Below are 18,990 nucleotides of genomic sequence, written 5' to 3'. Positions count from 1 at the left end.
CTTTTTAGGAAAGGCTCTTATCTACTGCTTCAGTATCATCTTTAATAAGCTGATCATACATCTGTTCGATAGAATTGTTTATCATTTTCTGAGCGGTAAAGCCACTAAAGGCTATAAGTTTTTCTAACTTAGTCTGATTTTTCTTATATATTTTTATAATGCCATCGCCTTCTTCGTTTTTAGAGCTATAATTTTTTCGACCATCCCAAGCTTTTCTCATTTTGTATAACATATAGCTACGCTCAGAGTAACCTTTATTCTTTTCAGTTCCTATGTTAGGGCTTTCAATGTTTGATAGTGTGTCTAAATGGGCTAGTACCAGCTCATATTTCTCTTCAAAAGTCTCTGGGAAAAATACATCCTTGAGGATTATAGGCTGATCCTTGTCATTATCTATATAGCTATATACCCATTCAATTTGATTATGGTTAGCAACATCAAGCCATTTTAATTCTTTATCAGGTGTACGGCCTTTCAAATACGTGGATTTTATCGAGAGTAAATTCGAAACTTTCCAATCATCTATTATCTGTACTCTATTGAAATAACCAAATTCGTTATTTACATGGCTATTAAAATAAATAATGTTATATGGCAAAAAACTTGTAATTGCTGTTATTAGCTCATCCTTACCTTTAAAAGCTGAGTTTTTAAAAACATTATAGATAAGATTGGTGATAAAAAGTGAGCATCGTAGATCATTTTTAAACCAGTCAAGATAACTTTTTGGTAAAACCTTCGTTGCTCTAACATCCAATAACTCATTAAATTTATCAATGGGTGAACTCCAGGTTTTAAGCTCTTTGATCAATAAGTTTTTATAATCATCATTGTCATAATTTATATTTTCCCAACTTTTATTAAGTAAAATATTATACGTATATAGTAGGGATTTTGCATCCGTAACACTCATTTTATCTAATTCTTTGAAGTAATCTTCAATACGCTTAGTCCCAGATCTTATACTTTTTATGTACAAGTCTGACATAGTTCTCAAGTATTGAGAATTATGATACTCCATTGATCCTTGATCAAATGGATAGTGCTGGTTGTCAGGAAGCCTAGTTAATTGTCCATCCACCATGTCATTTCCTCATAAAAGATTATAGAAAAACACAATACAAAAACTAGTTTTTATAAGGTTTTACATTGTTTTTTTTATAGTTTATTTCTAGCAATAAATACATGCAGGCCTTGTTATTAGGCGATATAATTTACCTATAGTTAATATATACCAGCTTACAGTAAGAGTCTATATTTTTATTACGTATTAAACGATGGGCTGATTAGCTAAAGCGATGGATGTCGCGAGTCTATACTAAACTGGCGTAGACGAAGCCAAGCAACTATTGAGTTAGGATTTGCTAGAGATAATGATGAGCAGCTTTAATCGGAAGTGGTAGTTTAATAGCGAAAATATGCTTATCAAACCTAGTTCTAAGTCAGAGTAGATAGCTTTAAAAATTTGTGATATCCACCTGTTTCTAAAATATTATAGCGAAAAATTGTTCAGACTAATTGGTAGTGCCGTTCAGCTAACTCCACTTTAACCATTTGTCTTTAAAGTCCTATAATCCACTGCTACCTATCACCATAATTTCTAGAGCTCGCCTACACAAAGCTGCACTACGGCAGCTCGTCCTTAGTGGGTTATTTATATTATTATCTAAACACAGCAGCTACTTGTTCTACTGCTGAGGGCATAACTCTCAGCGACCATCATTATAAAAATACGGACTGATCCCACCCTATGAAACTAACTTCATAGGAATACCATAATGTCTTACTCACACCTAAACCAACCGCTAGCTGCTGCAAACGTCCATAGTCTTGTTACAGATATACTAGCGAACACTATCTGTTTTAATGAGGTCTTAAATAAACTGAACGGATTTTATTATCCGTTCATGACTCACTTCGATAGTGAGCTATTTTATTCACGGCCAGTCTTATCATTTTTTAGTAGCACTCAAGCGATCGTTGGTGATACTTATCCAGAAAACGTGATTTGGGATCATGATAAAACTCAGCGTTTTATCGACATGCTGCCATGCTATAAAAATGATATTGAAAATGAACGTAATGCGTTCATTTACCAAGAATCTCAAAATAAAAATAAACTAGGGTGCTATATTAATAATCTAATCAGGCATTATTCAAGACTGCTCTTTATACGTATCGACCTAAAATACGCAAAAGAAACCAGCCACCATGTGACCATTGAAGACTTCAATTATCACATGAGCAAGTTTCGAGAGCTTATCGGTAAAGCAAAAAACTGCAAGCCAAAGAGTTGCTTTGAGCATTTGCAAGGCAATGCTTGGGCTATTGAGCAAGGTGGGGAAGAAGGTGGGCTGCACTGTCATTTACTGCTTATGTATGATGGTTCAGAGCGACAGAATGATTGGTATATTGCTAAAGAGGTGGGTGAGAAATGGAAGGAGGTAACCGCTGGTCTAGGCGAATATTATAGCTACCATGATAAAGAACGTAAGCAGCAGTATAAGCAACATGACAAACTAGGTATCGGCATGATACATCAAAATAATCCTATTGAAGTTGAAAATGCTCTAGCTTCAGCTCTATACCTAACGAAGCCAAGCAAGAATGAGCAGCAACTTAAACTTTGGTTACCAAACATGCGTACCTTTGGTCATGGTATTTATCGTACAAAAAAACGTAGAGGCTTGCCTGAATAACAAAATATTTTTAGATATATAGTATTCCTATGAGATCAGTCAGGAAGCATCGCTCTCCTGACTGTTTAACCCCAAACTATCCTAATTAAAGGTCTGCTTAATCGCAGGCCTTTTTTATGCGCAATCGAAAAAGGAGCTATTCATGAGACCCATCTGCCCACACTGTCATTCAGCGAACGTCAGAAGCACTGCCGATACTGACAGTCCCTTTAATCTCTTCGAGCAACTGTGTTCACAATCTGCCCTATCAGGTCTTGGTGTAAGCATCTGTAGGTACTACAAAATCAATTCAGCAATCGGTGTAGTGGTAGGTACTGCACTGGCTTCTGCGATTAGCTTGGCTAAAGACAAGCTACAACAGCCACCCTTACTCGTTTTAGCAGCAAAGCCCAGTTATACCTGCAATACCTGCTCAAGAACTTTCAGCATTTAACCTATCTACATAACCCATAATTCTAATCAAATCTAAAAGGACAATGATCATGGCACATTTAATAGACACAATGGCATACGTTGGCGAAACCCCTTGGCATGGCTTAGGTAATGAGCTGGCTCCCAAGCAGCCTATCGAGATCTGGGCAAAGCAAGCGGGTATGGATTGGCGTATAGAATCCTCAGACGTCAGTTATATGGCAAACAATGACAAAGGTCACAATCTGATTTTGCCCTTTGCTGAGCAAAAAGTTTTATACCGCTCCGATAACTTCGAGCCGCTATCGGTGGTCAGCCAACGCTATCAAGAAGTACAGCCGCGTGAGATTCTAGAATTCTATCGTGATCTTACCGAGCAATCTGACTTTGAGCTAGAAACGGCTGGCGTACTTAAAGGAGGTCGTAAGCTATGGGCATTGGCTCGTACAGGGCAGTCAGCAACGCTTAAGGGTAAAGATGTTAGTAATGGCTACTTACTGCTTGCAACCGCTTGTGATGGCACACTAGCGACCACAGCACAGTTCACATCCATCCGTGTGGTCTGTAATAACACGCTGGCTATTAGCTTAGCGAATGGTTCAGGAGGCATAGTGAAAGTACCGCATAGCACCTCGTTTGATGCCGAAAAGGTCAAGCAGCAACTAGGCGTGTCAGTCAAACAGTGGGATGAGCACAGCTATGAGATGAAGCAATTATCTGAGCGCCGGGTTACCCAAGCAGAAGCCGCCAATTATCTTAGCCGTGTGTTCAATGATCAGGACAATGACATCATTCTGTTTAATAGTGCTAAGAAAGAGAAAGACGCCGTGCCCAATGCCAAGGCGATGAATCAGGTGATGAACATGTTTAACGGTCAAGGTCGTGGAGCCGATCTTGATGCTGCTAAAGATACCGCTTATGGCTTGCTATGTAGTATCACTGAATACGTCGATCACGAACGCAGAGCAATGTCGAGAGACCATCGATTAGACGGTGCTTGGTTTGGCTCTGGCGCTAAGCTTAAACAAAAGGGTTTAGAAGAATCGCTACTGATGCTGGCTTAACTAGCCACATTTAAAACCTGACAATACAATCAACCACGCCTTCGAGCGTGGTTTTTTATGCCGCTTATTTCATTAATACCAATAAACCATTTATCAAAGGAGTTCGTTATGAACATGATTGCACTAAACAGCACGACTCAGCCAAGACAAGCGAAGCGTGCAACCATTAGACTCAAACCAGCAGTAGTGAAAGCCAAGCAAAGCGTTACCGCTGATAAACCTACCCAACTGAACACATCAATGACTGCCAAGCGTTTAATTAATACTAAAGATTTAAGCCGTGAGGACTGGCTACAAGTACGCAAGCAAGGCATTGGCAGCTCTGACGCAGCAGCTGCTTGTGGTATTCATCCGTATCTCTCTATGCTGGAATTATGGATGATTAAGACAGGACGCATGAGCTCCGACATCGATGAGAGCATTGAGGGTTATTCACCCCTCTATTGGGGCAATACCTTAGAGCCGATGGTCGCTAAATACTATCAAGAACATACCGGCAATAAGGTACGCCGCGTGAATGCTATCTTACAGCATCCTGAGCAGCCATTCATGCTAGCAAATTTAGACTATGCCATTACTGGTAGTGGTGAGGTACAGATTTTAGAGTGCAAAACCGCTGGTGAACATGGTGCCAAGCTCTGGAAGCATGGCGTGCCGTTATACGTCACCTGCCAAGTGCAGCATCAGCTGGCGGTCACTGGTAAAACTGCGGCGCATATCTGTGTGCTACTTTGTGGACATGAAGCCAAGATATACAAGGTTGAGCGTGATGAGCGCTTGATTGAGTCCATCATGGAGCATGAGCGTCAGTTCTGGCAATACGTGCAGACCGACACCCCACCAACGCCTGATCATAGCGAGTCAGCTGCCAAAGCCTTAAAGCTGCTTTATCCAACGCCTAAGCCGTCAAGCAAGGTTGATCTACGAGATGACGATGGTGCCAATAAGTTATTTGAGCAACTGCTGAGTTATCGTGATTACATGCAAGAGCTAGAGCAGCGCCATGATCAGGTAAAGCATCAGCTGCAAACACTGATTGCAGCTAATGAAGTCGCTGTGTTTGAAAAAGGCACTATTTCTTGGAAACGCTCGAAAGATAGTATCGGTCTTGATAGCAAGGCCGTTATCAAAGCGCATCCTGAGCTGTTGGCTAAATTTAGTAAAACCAAGCAAGGTAGTCGCCGCTTCGTCATTTTGAACGATTAAGCAGAAACCTACTACACTTAACCAAAACAAGCGCATAACTGCCCACCCTAATCGGTGGGCTTTTTTATGGCTAAACACATTTTATTAAAACTATAAGGAATATCATCATGATTAAAGGTCTAACCATAACCCCACCAGTTCTAGGTCGTATCAGTATTGGACGTGTCATTCAAAAAGATGGTAAGCGTTTGCCTGCTAAAGACGATCAATTCACCATTACCAGTCAAGTGCAGAACAAGGATGGCTGGATCAATCATCCACTAGATGAAAAGCTACGCGAGCACAGTAACGGTAAGCTGAGACACATACCGGTACGCATGTTGTTTAACGATCCTGAGCTAAACCTGCGAGCTGAGTACACCTTGTTCGATAGACAAACCGGACGGCCACTATGCGTGGGTGACGGTGAGCAGTGTCAACGCCGTACAAACAATGGCGTGGAAACACTGCCTTGCCCATCACCTGATCGTTGCCCATTAGCGCAAGGCGGTGCTTGTAAACCATATGGTCGCTTGTACGTTAATCTCAGTGAAGACGACGAGTTAGGCACGTTTATCTTTCGCACCACAGGCTTTAATAGTATTCGCACGCTTGCCGCACGGCTGAGCTACTTTGCTGCGGTATCAGGCAATAAGCTGTCCTGCTTACCACTGCAATTAACCCTAAGAGGCAAAAGCACCACGCAAAGCTATCGTACGCCGATTTACTTTGTGGATTTGACACTACGTGATGGGGTGACACTAAAGCAAGCAGTGCAAGATGCGCAGGCAATTGATGCGGAGCTTAGCGAACACGGCTTTGATCAAGCAGCGCTAGAAGAGGCTGCAAAACAGGGTTACGTCAATTCATCCTTTGAAATTGATAACGATGGCTTACTTGATGTGGCTGAGGAGTTTTATCCCATGGAGACAGATGACGTAAGCAATAGCCAGCAGGGGAATTATCAGAACGGGTTAGCCACTCATAACGTGACTAGCATCGAGCAAGGGCTACGGCAAAGTGTAACAGCGGTAAGCTAAAGCAATCAAGTGAGGTATACGGCATAAATTAGTTAGGTTGAAACAAGCGACCTAGAGTCGCTTGTTTTACTTTTTATCGGTTTATTTTTAGTGGCTTAATACCTGAATTAAGTTTTACAATGTGCTAGTTCTTCATAGCAGCATATTAAAAATAGATTATTATTCTTTAACGTAAGGGTAGCTAAAATGGATTTAGAAAAGATAATGGCATTAAGTATTTCAGTACAACTGTCTAAGAAAATATCTAAAAGAATTACCAATCAAACTCAACGTTATTTACAGAGATCTAGTGAGTCTACAGTAACAACAAAACCTCTTGAAAATGTATGGGACGATATTTGCTATAAGTTCCAAACAGAAGGATTTTGCGGCAAGGTTTACGAGCTCATGGTTGTAGAATATGTTGGTTCACTGGTCGATGCTTTAGAAGACTATGAATTTAATGCTCTCTACCTTCAAATTGAAAGCCTGCGTACGATCCTAGCTGATTCAGCTAAGAGTACGCCATCAGATATAGATGAACAAAGTTCTATTAGGATGCGTTTATTCAAAGATCGAGTTATTTTATATCTCATTGAAGAGTATGTTTATAAATGGGCTAAAGGTTACACAAACAAAAGGCTTAGACAAGCTCTAAATAGTTAAGATAGTCATGTATGAAACTTATTATTAAAAGTGTTTTTGACACAAAAAAAGGAGCTGAATCATCAGCTCCTTTTTATTACTCTATGTTATTACTCTATGCATAAGGTCTATCGGACGATATAAGTCTCATAAAAAAATACAGGACTCCCTGACTGTATGAGAACAGATGTTCCCATACAATAATTCGGAGATAATCATGGAAAATTTAAACGCAGCACAGCCAGTAATCGAGCAATGTAATCACATACCACAACTACTGAGTATTAAAGATGTTGGTAGCTATACTGGTCTTAGTCGTTCTACGATTTATGAGATGGTTAATGAAAATTCTGATCGTTATGACCCAACATTCCCTAAGAAGGTACAACTGACACAGGTAAGAGTAGTGTGGGTAGCAAGCGAGATTGCAGAATGGATTAATACGAAGATTGCAGAACGTTCAGTATAGATTTATCTGACCGCCCTAACTTTAAAAGTAGGGCGGTTTATTTTTTTGTATTATGAGAGGTTTCTTAATCTAATACACTAAGTAATATACTTTAGGCAGAAGAAAAGGCCTCAGCCACTTTGTGTTTACAATTAAAGTTTTATCGCAATTAAAAGGCTATTTCATGCGCAAAATCTTGTTAGGAAAAAATTGTGTAGGGTGGTACTTGGCGTTCATAGAAATAGGCAAATAGTCTTTCGAATAAAAGACTATTTAAACAGGCTAAAAGACTATTTAAAGATTCTTCAAAGACTATTTTTCACTATTAAACATATATAAAACAAGGGTTTAAGGGTCTCTCTAGAGAGGTGATAAAAATATTTATCTTATTAATAATCATCTATCACTATCTTGATCAAAAGCAGCCGCTAGTAGGGCGCTGTAAGGGGTCGCCTCATTCTCATGCATATAGATTTAATAGGATGACGATGAATGGCTACTTCTTAGGTGTGCCGAGTTATTGAATGCACATAAACTAAGCTATTTACGTATATCTTACTTCAATAAAAAAGCCACCTTAGCATTACGCAAGGTGGCTTGGTTTTTTACTAGGTCATGGATACTTTATCCAACCAGCTTTAATAACTCATCAAAGCTGTCAATCACACCATACTTTACAGCTTGACCTGCAAGGCTGTTGTCCTCACTGGCTTTTAAATTTAATGCATCAAAGAAACATTTAGCACTCTCTATCCGATACTTTTCTTTTTCACGCAAGTCTGCATCGACCATTGAACCTTTAGTTTCAGCGACAAAATAAATATGCCGCACTTTGCCTTCGTTGAAAGCAATGGCCCAGTCAGGATTATAGTCGCCTACAGGAGTCGGAATTTTAAATCTATCAGGCAGCTTAGCGTATACAGCAACATCCTCAATCGCACCTTCTAGCTCCTGAGCAAAGCGTTGTTCGATGCTCGAGTCAGTCGCTACATAGTCAAAGACATGTCGGCTAACTTTTAGTGAGTCACTAGGAACTTTTTGATTGGACACAAAAATCTCATTAAGTGGGTAGGTCTGGTCGATCGTATAATAAGTCAGTCCTTGAATGACCATCCTGATACGTGCTTCGTTAACAAGGCGCGCCACTTCACGTATAAAGGCTTCAGGGTTATTTTTAAACTGCGCAAAAATAGCGTTATTAATGCCTTTCAAAATAGCCACGATACTACGACGGGTAAGATCCGTCTGTTCACTGAGTGAGCCTATCAAGTCATATTTCACTTGTGAACGTATAGAAATATCTGCTGATTCAGTTGAGGTAGTAGGGCTATCAAATGACTGCCTAGCGGTCAATTCTTCATGAGAGATAGTATCGCGCTGAGTAGATTGAGCGAGCTTATAGCTAAGTGATTCTACAAAGTTATTATTCCTTTGCTTTGCTGCTGCTTCAACGGATTGAATGCTCTGCGCTATAAGTTTTGCACTATCTATCTTAATCTCAAATACTGCCTTGTGATTAATACGATTCCATAACTCTAAGAATTCTTTTCTCTTAAAATTATTCTCATTGATAGGATTGGGTGTTGTCTTGTTATCATTTTCGGTCATACCTTCAAGGTCTTTGGGATTAAAGATACCGCCGATTAGTTTTACTATTTGATTTGTTAAAGGTACAAGTGCCTCTGGTAGCGGTGCTAAGCTATCGTTGTTAACGGCTTCATGATAGCTATCCGTGATATTTTTATCAAAATCTATGTAATCATTTTTAATAAGATAATGGACAATCATATCAGCGTCACGATCGCTTACCTCATGCTTGCTACCATCATCTAGCGTTAGTACTTTATTATAAAAATAGTCTTTTGTGGCTTTAGTAGGTCGGCTAGACAAAGCTGCTGCCAGCTCTTTTTGCAAGTTAGTCACAAAGTCGGTGTAGCTTTCATTGGTGACTACAGTAAGGTTGTTTATAAGATGAATATCACCTTTGGACAAGTGATTGGCATCCATACGCATACCGTCTTTGCGTACTGCCAAACGCAAGCCTCGTCCTACTTCTTGTCGGCGAGAAATGGTGTTTTCAGAATGCTTTAGGGTACATATAACAAACACGTTTGGATTATCCCAGCCTTCTCTTAGAGCAGAATGTGAGAAGATAAAGCGAACGTTTTTCTTATGGCGTGTCTCTTCTGAGTCATGTGGCTCAGGGAATGAGAGTAGGGTCTCTTTATCCTTTAGAATAAGGTCATAAGCATCGATATCATCGGCTAAATTGACTTTACCGCCCAGCTCTTCGTCATCGAACTTCTTGGTTTTAGGGTCAATCATCTGTTGGCTTTTTTTATCGACTGAGAAATAGCCATTATGAGTATGATCGACATCAATATTGCGTAGGTAGTCGATGTAAGGATCATTGTCTATATTTAGCCCTATCATATCCTCAACGATTTGATTGTACTGTTCAACGAAGATTTGAGCATACTCACCATCTGTGCGATTGCCCTTATCGTCGTATTGACGGTACTTAGCCACTTCATCAATAAAAAATAAGCTCAATACCTTCAATCCTTGATTGAACAGCACTCGTTCTTTTTCTAGATGGGCGCGAATGGTCTCTCGTATCTGAATAGTACGCATAAGCGTTTCATCGATTTGACCGAGTGCTTGACCAACATAAATCTTGATACCATTAGTAAAGGTCAATGATTGCTCACGTGCATCAATCTCAGCGACCACATAACGGTCTTTATACTGCTCAGCTTGCTTGGACAGTGCGTAGAGGTCGTCACCTTTTTTGACACGGCGGATACGGCGTTTGACGCCTGATTTGGTCTTCTCTTCTATATCAAGTCTGGCAGTAGGGTCGGATGAAGACACTTCTATATCTTGCAGATATAAGTAGCCATGAGCACCTGACAAACCTTTAACTTCAACCCCTTTGACGGTAATCTTTTTGACCAGCTTTTGATTGTAGGCGTCTAACGCATCTAAGCGATAAACAAGATTGTAGTCTCGCTTATGTGTTGCTGAGTAGCGCATGATGAACAATGGATTAAAATAACTCAGACTCTCTAAGGTATTCTTAGACTGCATCTTCTGAGGTTCATCAAGAATAAGAATAGGGCTGTTGCGGCGTATCACATCGATAGGACGACGTGAGCCAAAGTCATCCATTTCAGCATAAATCTTACGGGCAGCTTTATTGTTAGCGCCTTGCTTTATAGTGTTAAAAGCTTGCACGTTAATAATCATTGCCCAAACATCTGAGCTTGAGCTAAACACTTCAAGATCATGTAGATTATCGGAATTATAAACAAAATGCCGAGGCCTTTTTTTGTATCTATCTAACTGTTGAAAGTGCGTAGCGGTCATCTCAAAGGTCTTTGCCACGCCTTCACGGATAGCAATACTTGGTACGACGATAATGAATTTTGACCAACCGTAGCGCTTATTTAGCTCCATCATAGAGCGGATATAGCAGTACGTTTTACCCGTACCAGTCTCCATCTCAATGTTCAGATTAATAGGGCTGGACGTTAGATTCTCACCCTTACCGCTTTTTTTGGAACTATCATCAGTTACTAACTCATTCGACTGAGTTAAGCCTTGGCTTGCCTGCACACTTTGAATATTTTGTAATACCGCTGATAAGTCGTTAATCGGGGCATTGGCATAGCCGATATGTAGCTCATCGAATAATGAAGATTGCCCAGTGTTAGCCAGCTCGTCATTGGTGAATAAGGATAAGTTTTCGCCTTTTGGTTTAGCTGGTACTTTCTGTTTACCTTGGTCAATAGTATATCGTTGAGCGACTTCTTTCGGTTGCCCCTTGAAGCAATCTGCAACGGCGTTGACGGCGTCTAGCTGATACTGGAGCTCTTTGAATTTAATTTCCATGTTTTAGCCCCTTAGATGAACTTCACTTGCGTGTCAGGTGACAGTTGCGCAAAGCGTGCTTTGATATTGGTTTTGTCTTGGTCATGGGCTATCGCTAGCTCACTTGAGACAAATTTTAGTGGTTTGTCCTTTGATATCTCATCTATTAAGTTCGTCGTTAGCGTGTCAAAACAAGCAACTAAGCTATCTATACCCACGTAATAGACTAAGCTGCCTTGAATGTCTTTGACTTCAATGGGTAAGGATAAAGGCACGCCCCAATCGAGCATGACTTGGAATAGTAAATCCTCACCATTGCGGTCTTCTTTGATATGTGACTCTAGGTTATCAAGCTCTGCTTGCGAGTACTCATCAGGTGTGTAATAGACGTCTTTCATATTAGTGCTATCAATTTTTAGCACGCGAAAGCCAATATCTAGATTTTCGATACCTTCTTTATCGTGATTGTCTTCTAGTATTTTCTGACCGGCACGGCGGATACGTTCTTTGGATATTTCAGAGATAGTAGAATAACCTGCTTTATTTCCAACTGAGTCGTCAGTAGTTTTCTCAGGAAGCTGAACCATAATAAACTTGCGGTTACCACCATCTTGAGCGTTCAGTTCCATTAGCGCATGCGCAGTCGTAGATGAGCCTGCAAAGAAGTCTAAAACTAAGTCATTCTCTTTAATCGAAATCTGAAAAATATGACTGAGTAACTCTATGGGCTTTGGCGTATCAAACACAGCTTTTGATTCAAATAAGCTTTTAATTTGTCCTGCTGCGCTCCTCGTAGTGCCACAATCCTTCCCAAACCATAGTGTTTCAGGCGTTCGGCCATCTAAGTTATTTAAATAGATTTTACGTGTTATTTTAGTTTCGTCTTCGTTAAAAATAACTTCTCCAGTCTCTATTTTTTTGTTCAACGTGTCCTTACTCCATCTCCATCCTTTTTCAGGTGGCGAGATAGTTTTTCCAGAGGGTGTTTTAATGTTATATATTAAGTTGGGTCTATATAGAGCATTTCGTACATCTCCTGCTCTCCATTTACCATTAGGATCATTATCTGGGTTTGAATAATTTTTATTGTGTTCTTCCGTTCGCTCTAGTAGCTGTAACTCAAAGCTATTACTTTTTTGAAATACTAAAATATAATTGTGATGAATAGAAAATTTTCCAGTATATCCTTTAGGTTGAACACTATGTTGCCAAACAATTTCAGCTAAGAAATTACTTAAACCAAAAACCTCATTACAAATTTTTCTTAAGTTATATACCTCATTATCATCAATACTAATAAAAATAACGCCATCATCCTTCAATAACGTTCTAGCTAGTTTAAGGCGACTGTACATCATAGTCAGCCAATCAGAGTGGAACCGTCCATTACTTTCAGTATTAGTAATCAGCCGATTGCCTTCTTCATCCCTTTGCTTTGAACGCTCTAAGAAGTCTGCTGTATCTTCAGAAAAGTCATCTTCATATACAAAATCATTACCTGTGTTGTAGGGTGGGTCGATGTAGATCATTTTGACCTGACCTAAATAGCTTTCTTGCAATAGCTTGAGCGCCTCTAAATTATCACCTTCTATAAATAGATTTTCAGTAGTATCAAAGTTCACGCTCTCATTACGCGCTGGGCGCAGCGTCTTGGCAATAGGGGAGTTGGCCTCTAGTATCGCTTGACGCTTACCCGGCCAGTCTAACCGATAGCGTTCTTGACCGCCTTCGACCAATGACTGTGACAGCTCTTGACGCAGCAAATCAAAATCTACAGCCTTTTTTAGATTACCATTATCGTCTTTTGACTCAGTGATACAGTTGGGAAATAGCGCCATGATTTTTTGCACATTGTCATCGACTAGGTTAGGGCTGTGCATGTCGAGAGAATCGTTATCAGGTTGGTTTGCTTGGGCAGTGTTAGTCATCTAGGTCTTCCTAAATCTGGTGAGTATGAATAAAGTACGACAATTGGTTGTAGCCATTATTTTTGAATAAGTTTTATTAATGGGCTTTATTAATGAGCTGATTGAGCTGCTCTTTAAGTTTATGTAAACGCATATTAAGCTCAACTTTACGGTTGAACTGTGGCTCTTTTTTGACCTTTTTTTGAAGTTGCTCGACTTGCTTTGTCAGGCTCTCGACTTGCTGCACGTGCTTGAGCTTATCTTCTATACTCGTTGTGGTACTGATAGAGACGGTAGCTGTCGGCTTCAGTTCTGCTTTTGCAACGATACTCACTTCAGTAGAAAGCGCGTTACCCCCAATAGCTTTTGGTTGAATATGTTGACTAGGCGGCTTTGGTGTCTTAGCAGGCTGGTCAGTCACGACATCATTAGTAATATTAGGCAGCAATTGCTCAATCAGATGGGTATATAGGTCAGTCAAATTAAGTATCAACGGCAACGGCTCACGTTGATCGCTGGCGAGCCATTCTGAGCTATAGTATTTATTCAGTACGATCTTTGACTTATCTGCTTGGCTCACACGTTTATAGGTGGCAACGACCTGAACTTTATCATTATAAACAACCTCAAAAATAACGGGTGTCGGTATGAGCTTATCAATGTATTTTATGATTTTGGTATCGATGTCAGCGGTGCGTGCGACAATCCTAAATATCTGCACTTCTTGAAATAAAGTATCAGTTTGAATGTTTAGTGTGCCAGCCGATAGTTTATACGCCCATGTAATTTTTGCCACTTCATCGATAAACTTCTGCTTAAGCTTACTATTAGCAGCACCCTGTTCATAGAGCTTTTTTTTAGGTATAGGTCTATCGACGATAGCTGATTGAGGGTATTGGTATAAAATCATAATTCGCTAGTTGTGTTGGTCTGTTGAACGTTGGATGAAGTAAGCTCTTCTACTACGATAAAACCAATGAGCTCAAAATCATTCAGCTCATTTAAGTCGTTTTTTAAAGCGGTAGTCGTCATGCCACTAAATAGACTGTCGATGTCTTTATCCGCTTTAACGTTCTTTATCGCTTCAATGGTTAAGTCGAGGAGCAAACTATAATGGCTCATATCTTGACCGTCAGCGGTGCGCTGATTGAAGGTCTCGCATACTGCTAGTATAGGCTCAGGCTGTCCACGGCATGCTTGCCGCGCTGAACTCAGTAGATGCTTCGCTTGTGTATAGTCAGCTATTATATTGCCGTCATTATCGATATACATCAGATAATAAGGATAGAGCTGGTTGGTTTTTTCACCATCGGTTTTATTATTGGTGCGTCCACTAACTTGAGCAAGCTCACGTGCTTTTAGGGCAAAAATGACACCAGCAGGTAGTCCTAATCTGTCATTAGCAGGAACGACGGCATGTAGTCCATTAGGCAGTCGCTTTAAGTTAGGATTGGCTTCTATGTAGCTCAATAAATCCATACGAAAGTCATTAAGGCCTAAGTCTGTAATAGACACACCAGTATTAGCGTCTTCTAAATCAAGCACTTCAGTCTGCATACGTTTTAGCTGTTCGTGACGATACGCAATGTCATTGGCCTTAGAACTCAGTACGTTATCATCGCCTGTGCTAGACATGTCTACGATAACCATACGGTTTTCGACTCGCTCTCGTAAATTAATATACTCATCTAGACTGATATCTGGCCAGTAGTTCACCAGTTGAATCTGATCATTGGTAGAGCCGATACGGTCTATTCGCCCAAAACGCTGGATGATACGTACGGGATTCCAGTGAATATCATAGTTGATAAGATAATCACAGTCTTGTAAGTTTTGACCTTCAGAAATACAGTCTGTTGCTATCAAGATATCAATCTCTCTAGTTTCGTCAGGAAAGATATCATTCTTTTGTTTAGATCTAGGCGAGAAAAGTGTCAATAACCCTTGCATGTCGTAGCCCTTACGGCTGCTTACCATGCTCTTTATCGTGGTATGGTTTTCGCTACCCGTAATCTTAGCGGTGTGTAAACTGAAATCATGCAATAGCTCTGGCGCTATATGCTCGTATAAATAATTAGCAGTATCCGCAAAAGCAGTGAATATCAGTACCTTTTGGTTACCAGGATTTATAGGGTTGTTAATCTTATCGATCAAATGTTTTTTGAGGTGTTGGAGCTTATGGTCACGCTCTGGCGTAACTGTACTAATAGTACTTATTAATCGTCTAACGACAGCGTAGTCCGCCTCTAAATCTGTGTGCCACTTTAATATATCCATGTCATCAAGATGAACTTTGAGTTTACCGCCTACCCAATCGTTAGGGCTAGTCGGTCCATCTAGCCCTTCGTCATAGGCATCATCATCGTATCCTGTGCCAATATCGATAGATAGCAGGTCATTACTTTTTCGAGCCTGATACTCAGCTATGCTAGATAAGGCTTGTTCTAAACGGTTCTTTAGATTATGCAATGTTAAACGGAAGGCATGAACAGAGCTTTCTAGTCGTTTAAGTAAATTCACTGTCATCAATGCTTGTAGGCTTTTTTCTCGATCTTGTTGTTTGAATCGTCCTTTGCCTTCGACCTCAGTGTCATATAGGTCTTCGTATTTCTCTAAAGCGCTAGGAAATATGTATGTAAGCGGTGCATACACAACCATTCTAATGGATGCCAACTCTTTATAAATCTGATTAAAGGTAATGCTTTCATCTGCTGTAATAGAGCAGCGGTATGATAGCGGTCTTAAGCGTGTAGGAAACTGTCCAACCTCTTTGGTATCATAAAATCGCTGAATATGCTTGCGTGAGCGTGCAATAGTAACGCTATCTAATAGCTTGAAAAAGTCAAAATCTAACATATCCAATATGGCTTTAGTGGTTCGATTCTCTACGGGCAGTTTTGACCAGTTGTTGAAACTAGCCTGAGCATTTCGGAAGATAGTGTCAATGTCTCGCTTAGTATCGAGCTTATCATCTAGGTTCTTACTATCTCCTTCGTATGCTAGCGCCAGCTGATTTTTTAGATCATTAAAGCGGTTGTTCACAGGCGTTGCTGAAAGCATCAGCACTTTGGTTTTTACACCTTGTTGTATGACTTGCTCCATTAATCGATCATAGCGAGTTTTCTTATCCTTGAAGTTATCGCGATTACGAAAGTTGTGTGATTCATCGATAACCACTAAGTCGTAATTACCCCAGTTTATTTTTGCTAAGTCTATTCCAAGGGTTTCACCACTATTTCTAGATAGATCAGTATGAAAGAGGACGTCGTAATTGAAACGATCTTTAGCAAAAATATTGGTCGTCAAGTTGGCATTATAGTTAGTCCAGTTAGCACCGAGCTTTTTAGGACAAAGTACTAAGACACTTTTGTTGCGTAGCTCATAATACTTAACGACCGCAAGAGCAGTGAATGTTTTACCTAAACCTACGCTATCCGCTAGGATACAACCGTTATAGGTCTCAAGTTTATTAATAATGCCGACCGCTGCATCTGTTTGGAAGTTGTAAAGCTTCTGCCAAATAAGCGTGTCATGATAGCCTGTCAAATCGTTAGGCATGACATCTTCGTTCAGATCTTCAAGAAACTCTTTAAAAATATTGTAGAGTATTAAAAAGTAAATACGTTCAGGATCGTTCTCTTGGTAGACCGATTCAATATGACGAACAATCTCGTCAGTGATATCAGTGACCTTTTGCTGATCTTGCCATATTTGATTAAACAGGTTCAAGTAGGGCAGCGCATAGTCTGAATCAAATCGATTAACCATGTTTGAGACGGCATCACCTTTCTCATAGCCAAGCCCAACAGGGGTAAAGCCTTGGATAGGCATATAAGTAAGTAGTGATGTTTTGTCCTTAACACACACAAACTCTTGCATTGGTGCGTTAGTAGTATTTGACTTAAAGACAGCTTTATTACGTATCCATTCAGCACATTCTTTAGCGATGGCTTTCTGAGTCAGTTTGTTTCTAAGATGTATCTCAAACTCAGTACCATATAGGCTGTCCTCTCTATTGAGCTGGGGTATGACGAACTCACGCTTTTCTTTTTTAAACTTATCAGTAACATCATTAGCTACAAAGGTGGGAGAGGTGAATAAAAATTGCATTCCATCGATATTCTTAAGCTCCTGCTTTAAAGCAGCATAAGCATAGATAGAGAAAAAGGAGGCTGCTATCTGTAGCTTAGAGCCAGCATGTAGGTTTTCTTTTATGTCATCGCCAAATCTGTGATTTAAGTTGTCTATAAGTTTCATAATTCAGCTTTTAATTGTGTGATAAATTGGTAGGATAAGAGCTATAACTGTTTTATAAGTAAAACTAAGTTTTTAATAGATACTATATTACTCAATATTATTTCAAATTTCAGTCTCAGGATTTACTCTTAAGCATTTCAAGCACTTTATCTTCTCCCAGCTGATCAATCAATATTTGCAGTTGCGCGTTAGAGTCAGCTTTGGTTTGCGCATCTGCTTTAAACTCTGCTGTATCTCTACCTTCTCTCAAAGCATCTAAATAGTCAGCCCATTTTTGCATCATTTCCGCACGATCATCAATGTACTCAAATCGACCGTAAGCCGTTCCATTAGGATCTTTCGTTGTATGACCCAGTGCCATCTCTACAAGCACTAGAGGGTACTTCAACTGCTCTTGCAGTATGGTCTTAGCCGTCGCTCTAAAGCCATGAGCACAATGTATATCTTTATAACCTAAATCCTTTAGACGCTTATTAGCAGTCGCATCAGAGATAATCTGATGCTTTTTTGCCGTCTGGCTAAAAAAGACATATTCAGTATGGCCATTAATCTTTTGCTGTTCGCGCAATATAGCCACAGCTTGACGAGGTAGGGGAACCACCATGTCCTTGACCATATTTACCTTGCCTTGACCCTTCAATGGCTTTAATTGCCACCTACCAGCCTCTAGGTCTAGATCTGCCCAGCGCATGCGCCTTAGGTCACCGTTACGCACAAAGAGTAAAGCTAATAGCCTAAGGGAATTTATGGTGTTTGGGTCACCTTCTATTGTCTCGATAGCTTTAAGTAATTTAGCCAAGTCCTTCGGTTTAGTAACCGCAGGACGATGACCGTAATTTGACTTAGCCAACTGGCTCTTAATGAGCGCCGCAGGATCGCTCGTACAGAAGCCTCGTGCTCCAGCATAGACAAACACATCACTGGCAATGCCAGCACAGCGTTCAGCCTTGTCTGTGGGCTTACCATCCTTGTTCAATGAGTTTGCTTGAATGTCTAACAGCACTTCAAGCATTTTAGGTGAGGTGATATCGCTGATTGGCTCGTCACCAATATATTTGCATATAAGCTCAAGACGACCTTTCTTACGAATGAGGGTATTGCTCTTCTGAGTCTGATCTAGACTGTCAAAATACTCCCAAGCAAAATGATTAAAAGAGTTTTTAGTTTTACTAATAATACTTTTCTTAATTTCTTCACGATGGAGTTTTGGGTCAATACCTTTGCTCAACAGATTTTCATACTCACGCCAAACTTCACAGGCACGAGCATACGAGATATTTGGATATATACCGATGGAGATAATGCTTTGTTTAGGATTGGAAGGTGGGTAGTATCGATACATCCATGACTTAGTCTCAGTAGGACGTACCATTAGGAAGAGTTTAGGATGATTTTTGACAGCAACGAAGTACTTTCTATCTTCAGGCTTATGGCTGCTGATGCTTCTGTCTGAACTGATCGCTTTTCTTTCCATATCCTAGA

The 18,990-nt window shown here is 40.2% G+C and carries 13 protein-coding genes; 7 read left to right on the top strand and 6 right to left on the bottom strand.

Translation table 11 applies throughout. The features are described from left to right. Nucleotides 1-4: 4 nt before the first annotated feature. Complete coding sequence (locus CXF69_RS13115; protein WP_068034977.1) at nt 5-1,084, bottom strand: hypothetical protein; 1,080 nt, start codon at nt 1,082-1,084, stop codon at nt 5-7. Between the two features lie 694 nt (nt 1,085-1,778). Between CXF69_RS13115 and CXF69_RS13110 the strand changes: the two genes are divergently transcribed. From CXF69_RS13110 to CXF69_RS13080, 7 genes are all read left to right on the top strand, one after another. Continuing rightward, nucleotides 1,779-2,699: a YagK/YfjJ domain-containing protein gene (locus tag CXF69_RS13110; RefSeq protein WP_068034978.1), complete on the top strand. Its 921-nt coding sequence runs from the start codon at nt 1,779-1,781 to the stop codon at nt 2,697-2,699. A gap of 142 nt (nt 2,700-2,841) precedes the next feature. Next, nucleotides 2,842-3,132 (top strand): hypothetical protein, encoded by a 291-nt coding sequence (locus CXF69_RS13105; protein WP_082787166.1) that lies wholly within the window; start codon nt 2,842-2,844, stop codon nt 3,130-3,132. A 49-nt stretch (nt 3,133-3,181) separates the two neighbouring features. After that, nucleotides 3,182-4,174, top strand: coding sequence for a DUF932 domain-containing protein (locus tag CXF69_RS13100; protein WP_102078416.1), 993 nt, complete (start codon nt 3,182-3,184; stop codon nt 4,172-4,174). A 108-nt stretch (nt 4,175-4,282) separates the two neighbouring features. Then, nucleotides 4,283-5,380, top strand: a complete 1,098-nt coding sequence (locus CXF69_RS13095) for a YqaJ viral recombinase family nuclease (RefSeq protein ID WP_102078417.1) — start codon at nt 4,283-4,285, stop codon at nt 5,378-5,380. A 107-nt stretch (nt 5,381-5,487) separates the two neighbouring features. After that, nucleotides 5,488-6,399: a recombination directionality factor gene (locus CXF69_RS13090; RefSeq protein WP_068034981.1), complete on the top strand. Its 912-nt coding sequence runs from the start codon at nt 5,488-5,490 to the stop codon at nt 6,397-6,399. 186 nt (nt 6,400-6,585) lie between these two features. Then, the gene (locus CXF69_RS13085; RefSeq protein ID WP_068034982.1) at nt 6,586-7,044 is read left to right on the top strand and encodes a hypothetical protein; all 459 of its coding nucleotides are present in this window, start codon (nt 6,586-6,588) and stop codon (nt 7,042-7,044) included. A gap of 196 nt (nt 7,045-7,240) precedes the next feature. Beyond that, a complete protein-coding gene (locus tag CXF69_RS13080) occupies nt 7,241-7,492 on the top strand; it encodes a helix-turn-helix transcriptional regulator (protein WP_068034983.1) in 252 nt (83 codons plus the stop codon). Between the two features lie 603 nt (nt 7,493-8,095). On the opposite strand, the gene CXF69_RS13075 is transcribed toward CXF69_RS13080, so the two are convergent. The 5 genes from CXF69_RS13075 to CXF69_RS13055 form a co-directional block, all read right to left on the bottom strand. Further along, a complete protein-coding gene (locus tag CXF69_RS13075) occupies nt 8,096-11,365 on the bottom strand; it encodes a restriction endonuclease (RefSeq protein WP_102078418.1) in 3,270 nt (1,089 codons plus the stop codon). An 11-nt stretch (nt 11,366-11,376) separates the two neighbouring features. Beyond that, nucleotides 11,377-13,272 carry a site-specific DNA-methyltransferase gene (locus CXF69_RS13070; protein ID WP_228706794.1) on the bottom strand — a complete coding sequence of 632 codons (1,896 nt, stop codon included), beginning with the start codon at nt 13,270-13,272 and terminating at the stop codon, nt 11,377-11,379. A gap of 76 nt (nt 13,273-13,348) precedes the next feature. Next, on the bottom strand, nt 13,349-14,161 hold the full coding sequence (locus CXF69_RS13065) for a DUF4391 domain-containing protein (protein ID WP_102078419.1): 813 nt from the start codon (nt 14,159-14,161) through the stop codon (nt 13,349-13,351). After that, nucleotides 14,158-17,508: a helicase-related protein gene (locus tag CXF69_RS13060; protein WP_068034986.1), complete on the bottom strand. Its 3,351-nt coding sequence runs from the start codon at nt 17,506-17,508 to the stop codon at nt 14,158-14,160. Before CXF69_RS13060 ends, CXF69_RS13065 begins: the two co-directional genes overlap by 4 nt. 115 nt (nt 17,509-17,623) lie before the next feature. Then, entirely contained in the window at nt 17,624-18,982 is a 1,359-nt protein-coding gene (locus tag CXF69_RS13055; RefSeq protein ID WP_068034987.1) for a tyrosine-type recombinase/integrase, read from the bottom strand. Nucleotides 18,983-18,990 lie beyond the last annotated feature (8 nt).

It is taken from the genome of Psychrobacter sp. Choline-02u-9 (genome assembly GCF_002836505.1).
In the GTDB taxonomy this organism is placed as follows: domain Bacteria; phylum Pseudomonadota; class Gammaproteobacteria; order Pseudomonadales; family Moraxellaceae; genus Psychrobacter.
This window is presented reverse-complemented; position numbering and strand designations above follow the sequence as displayed.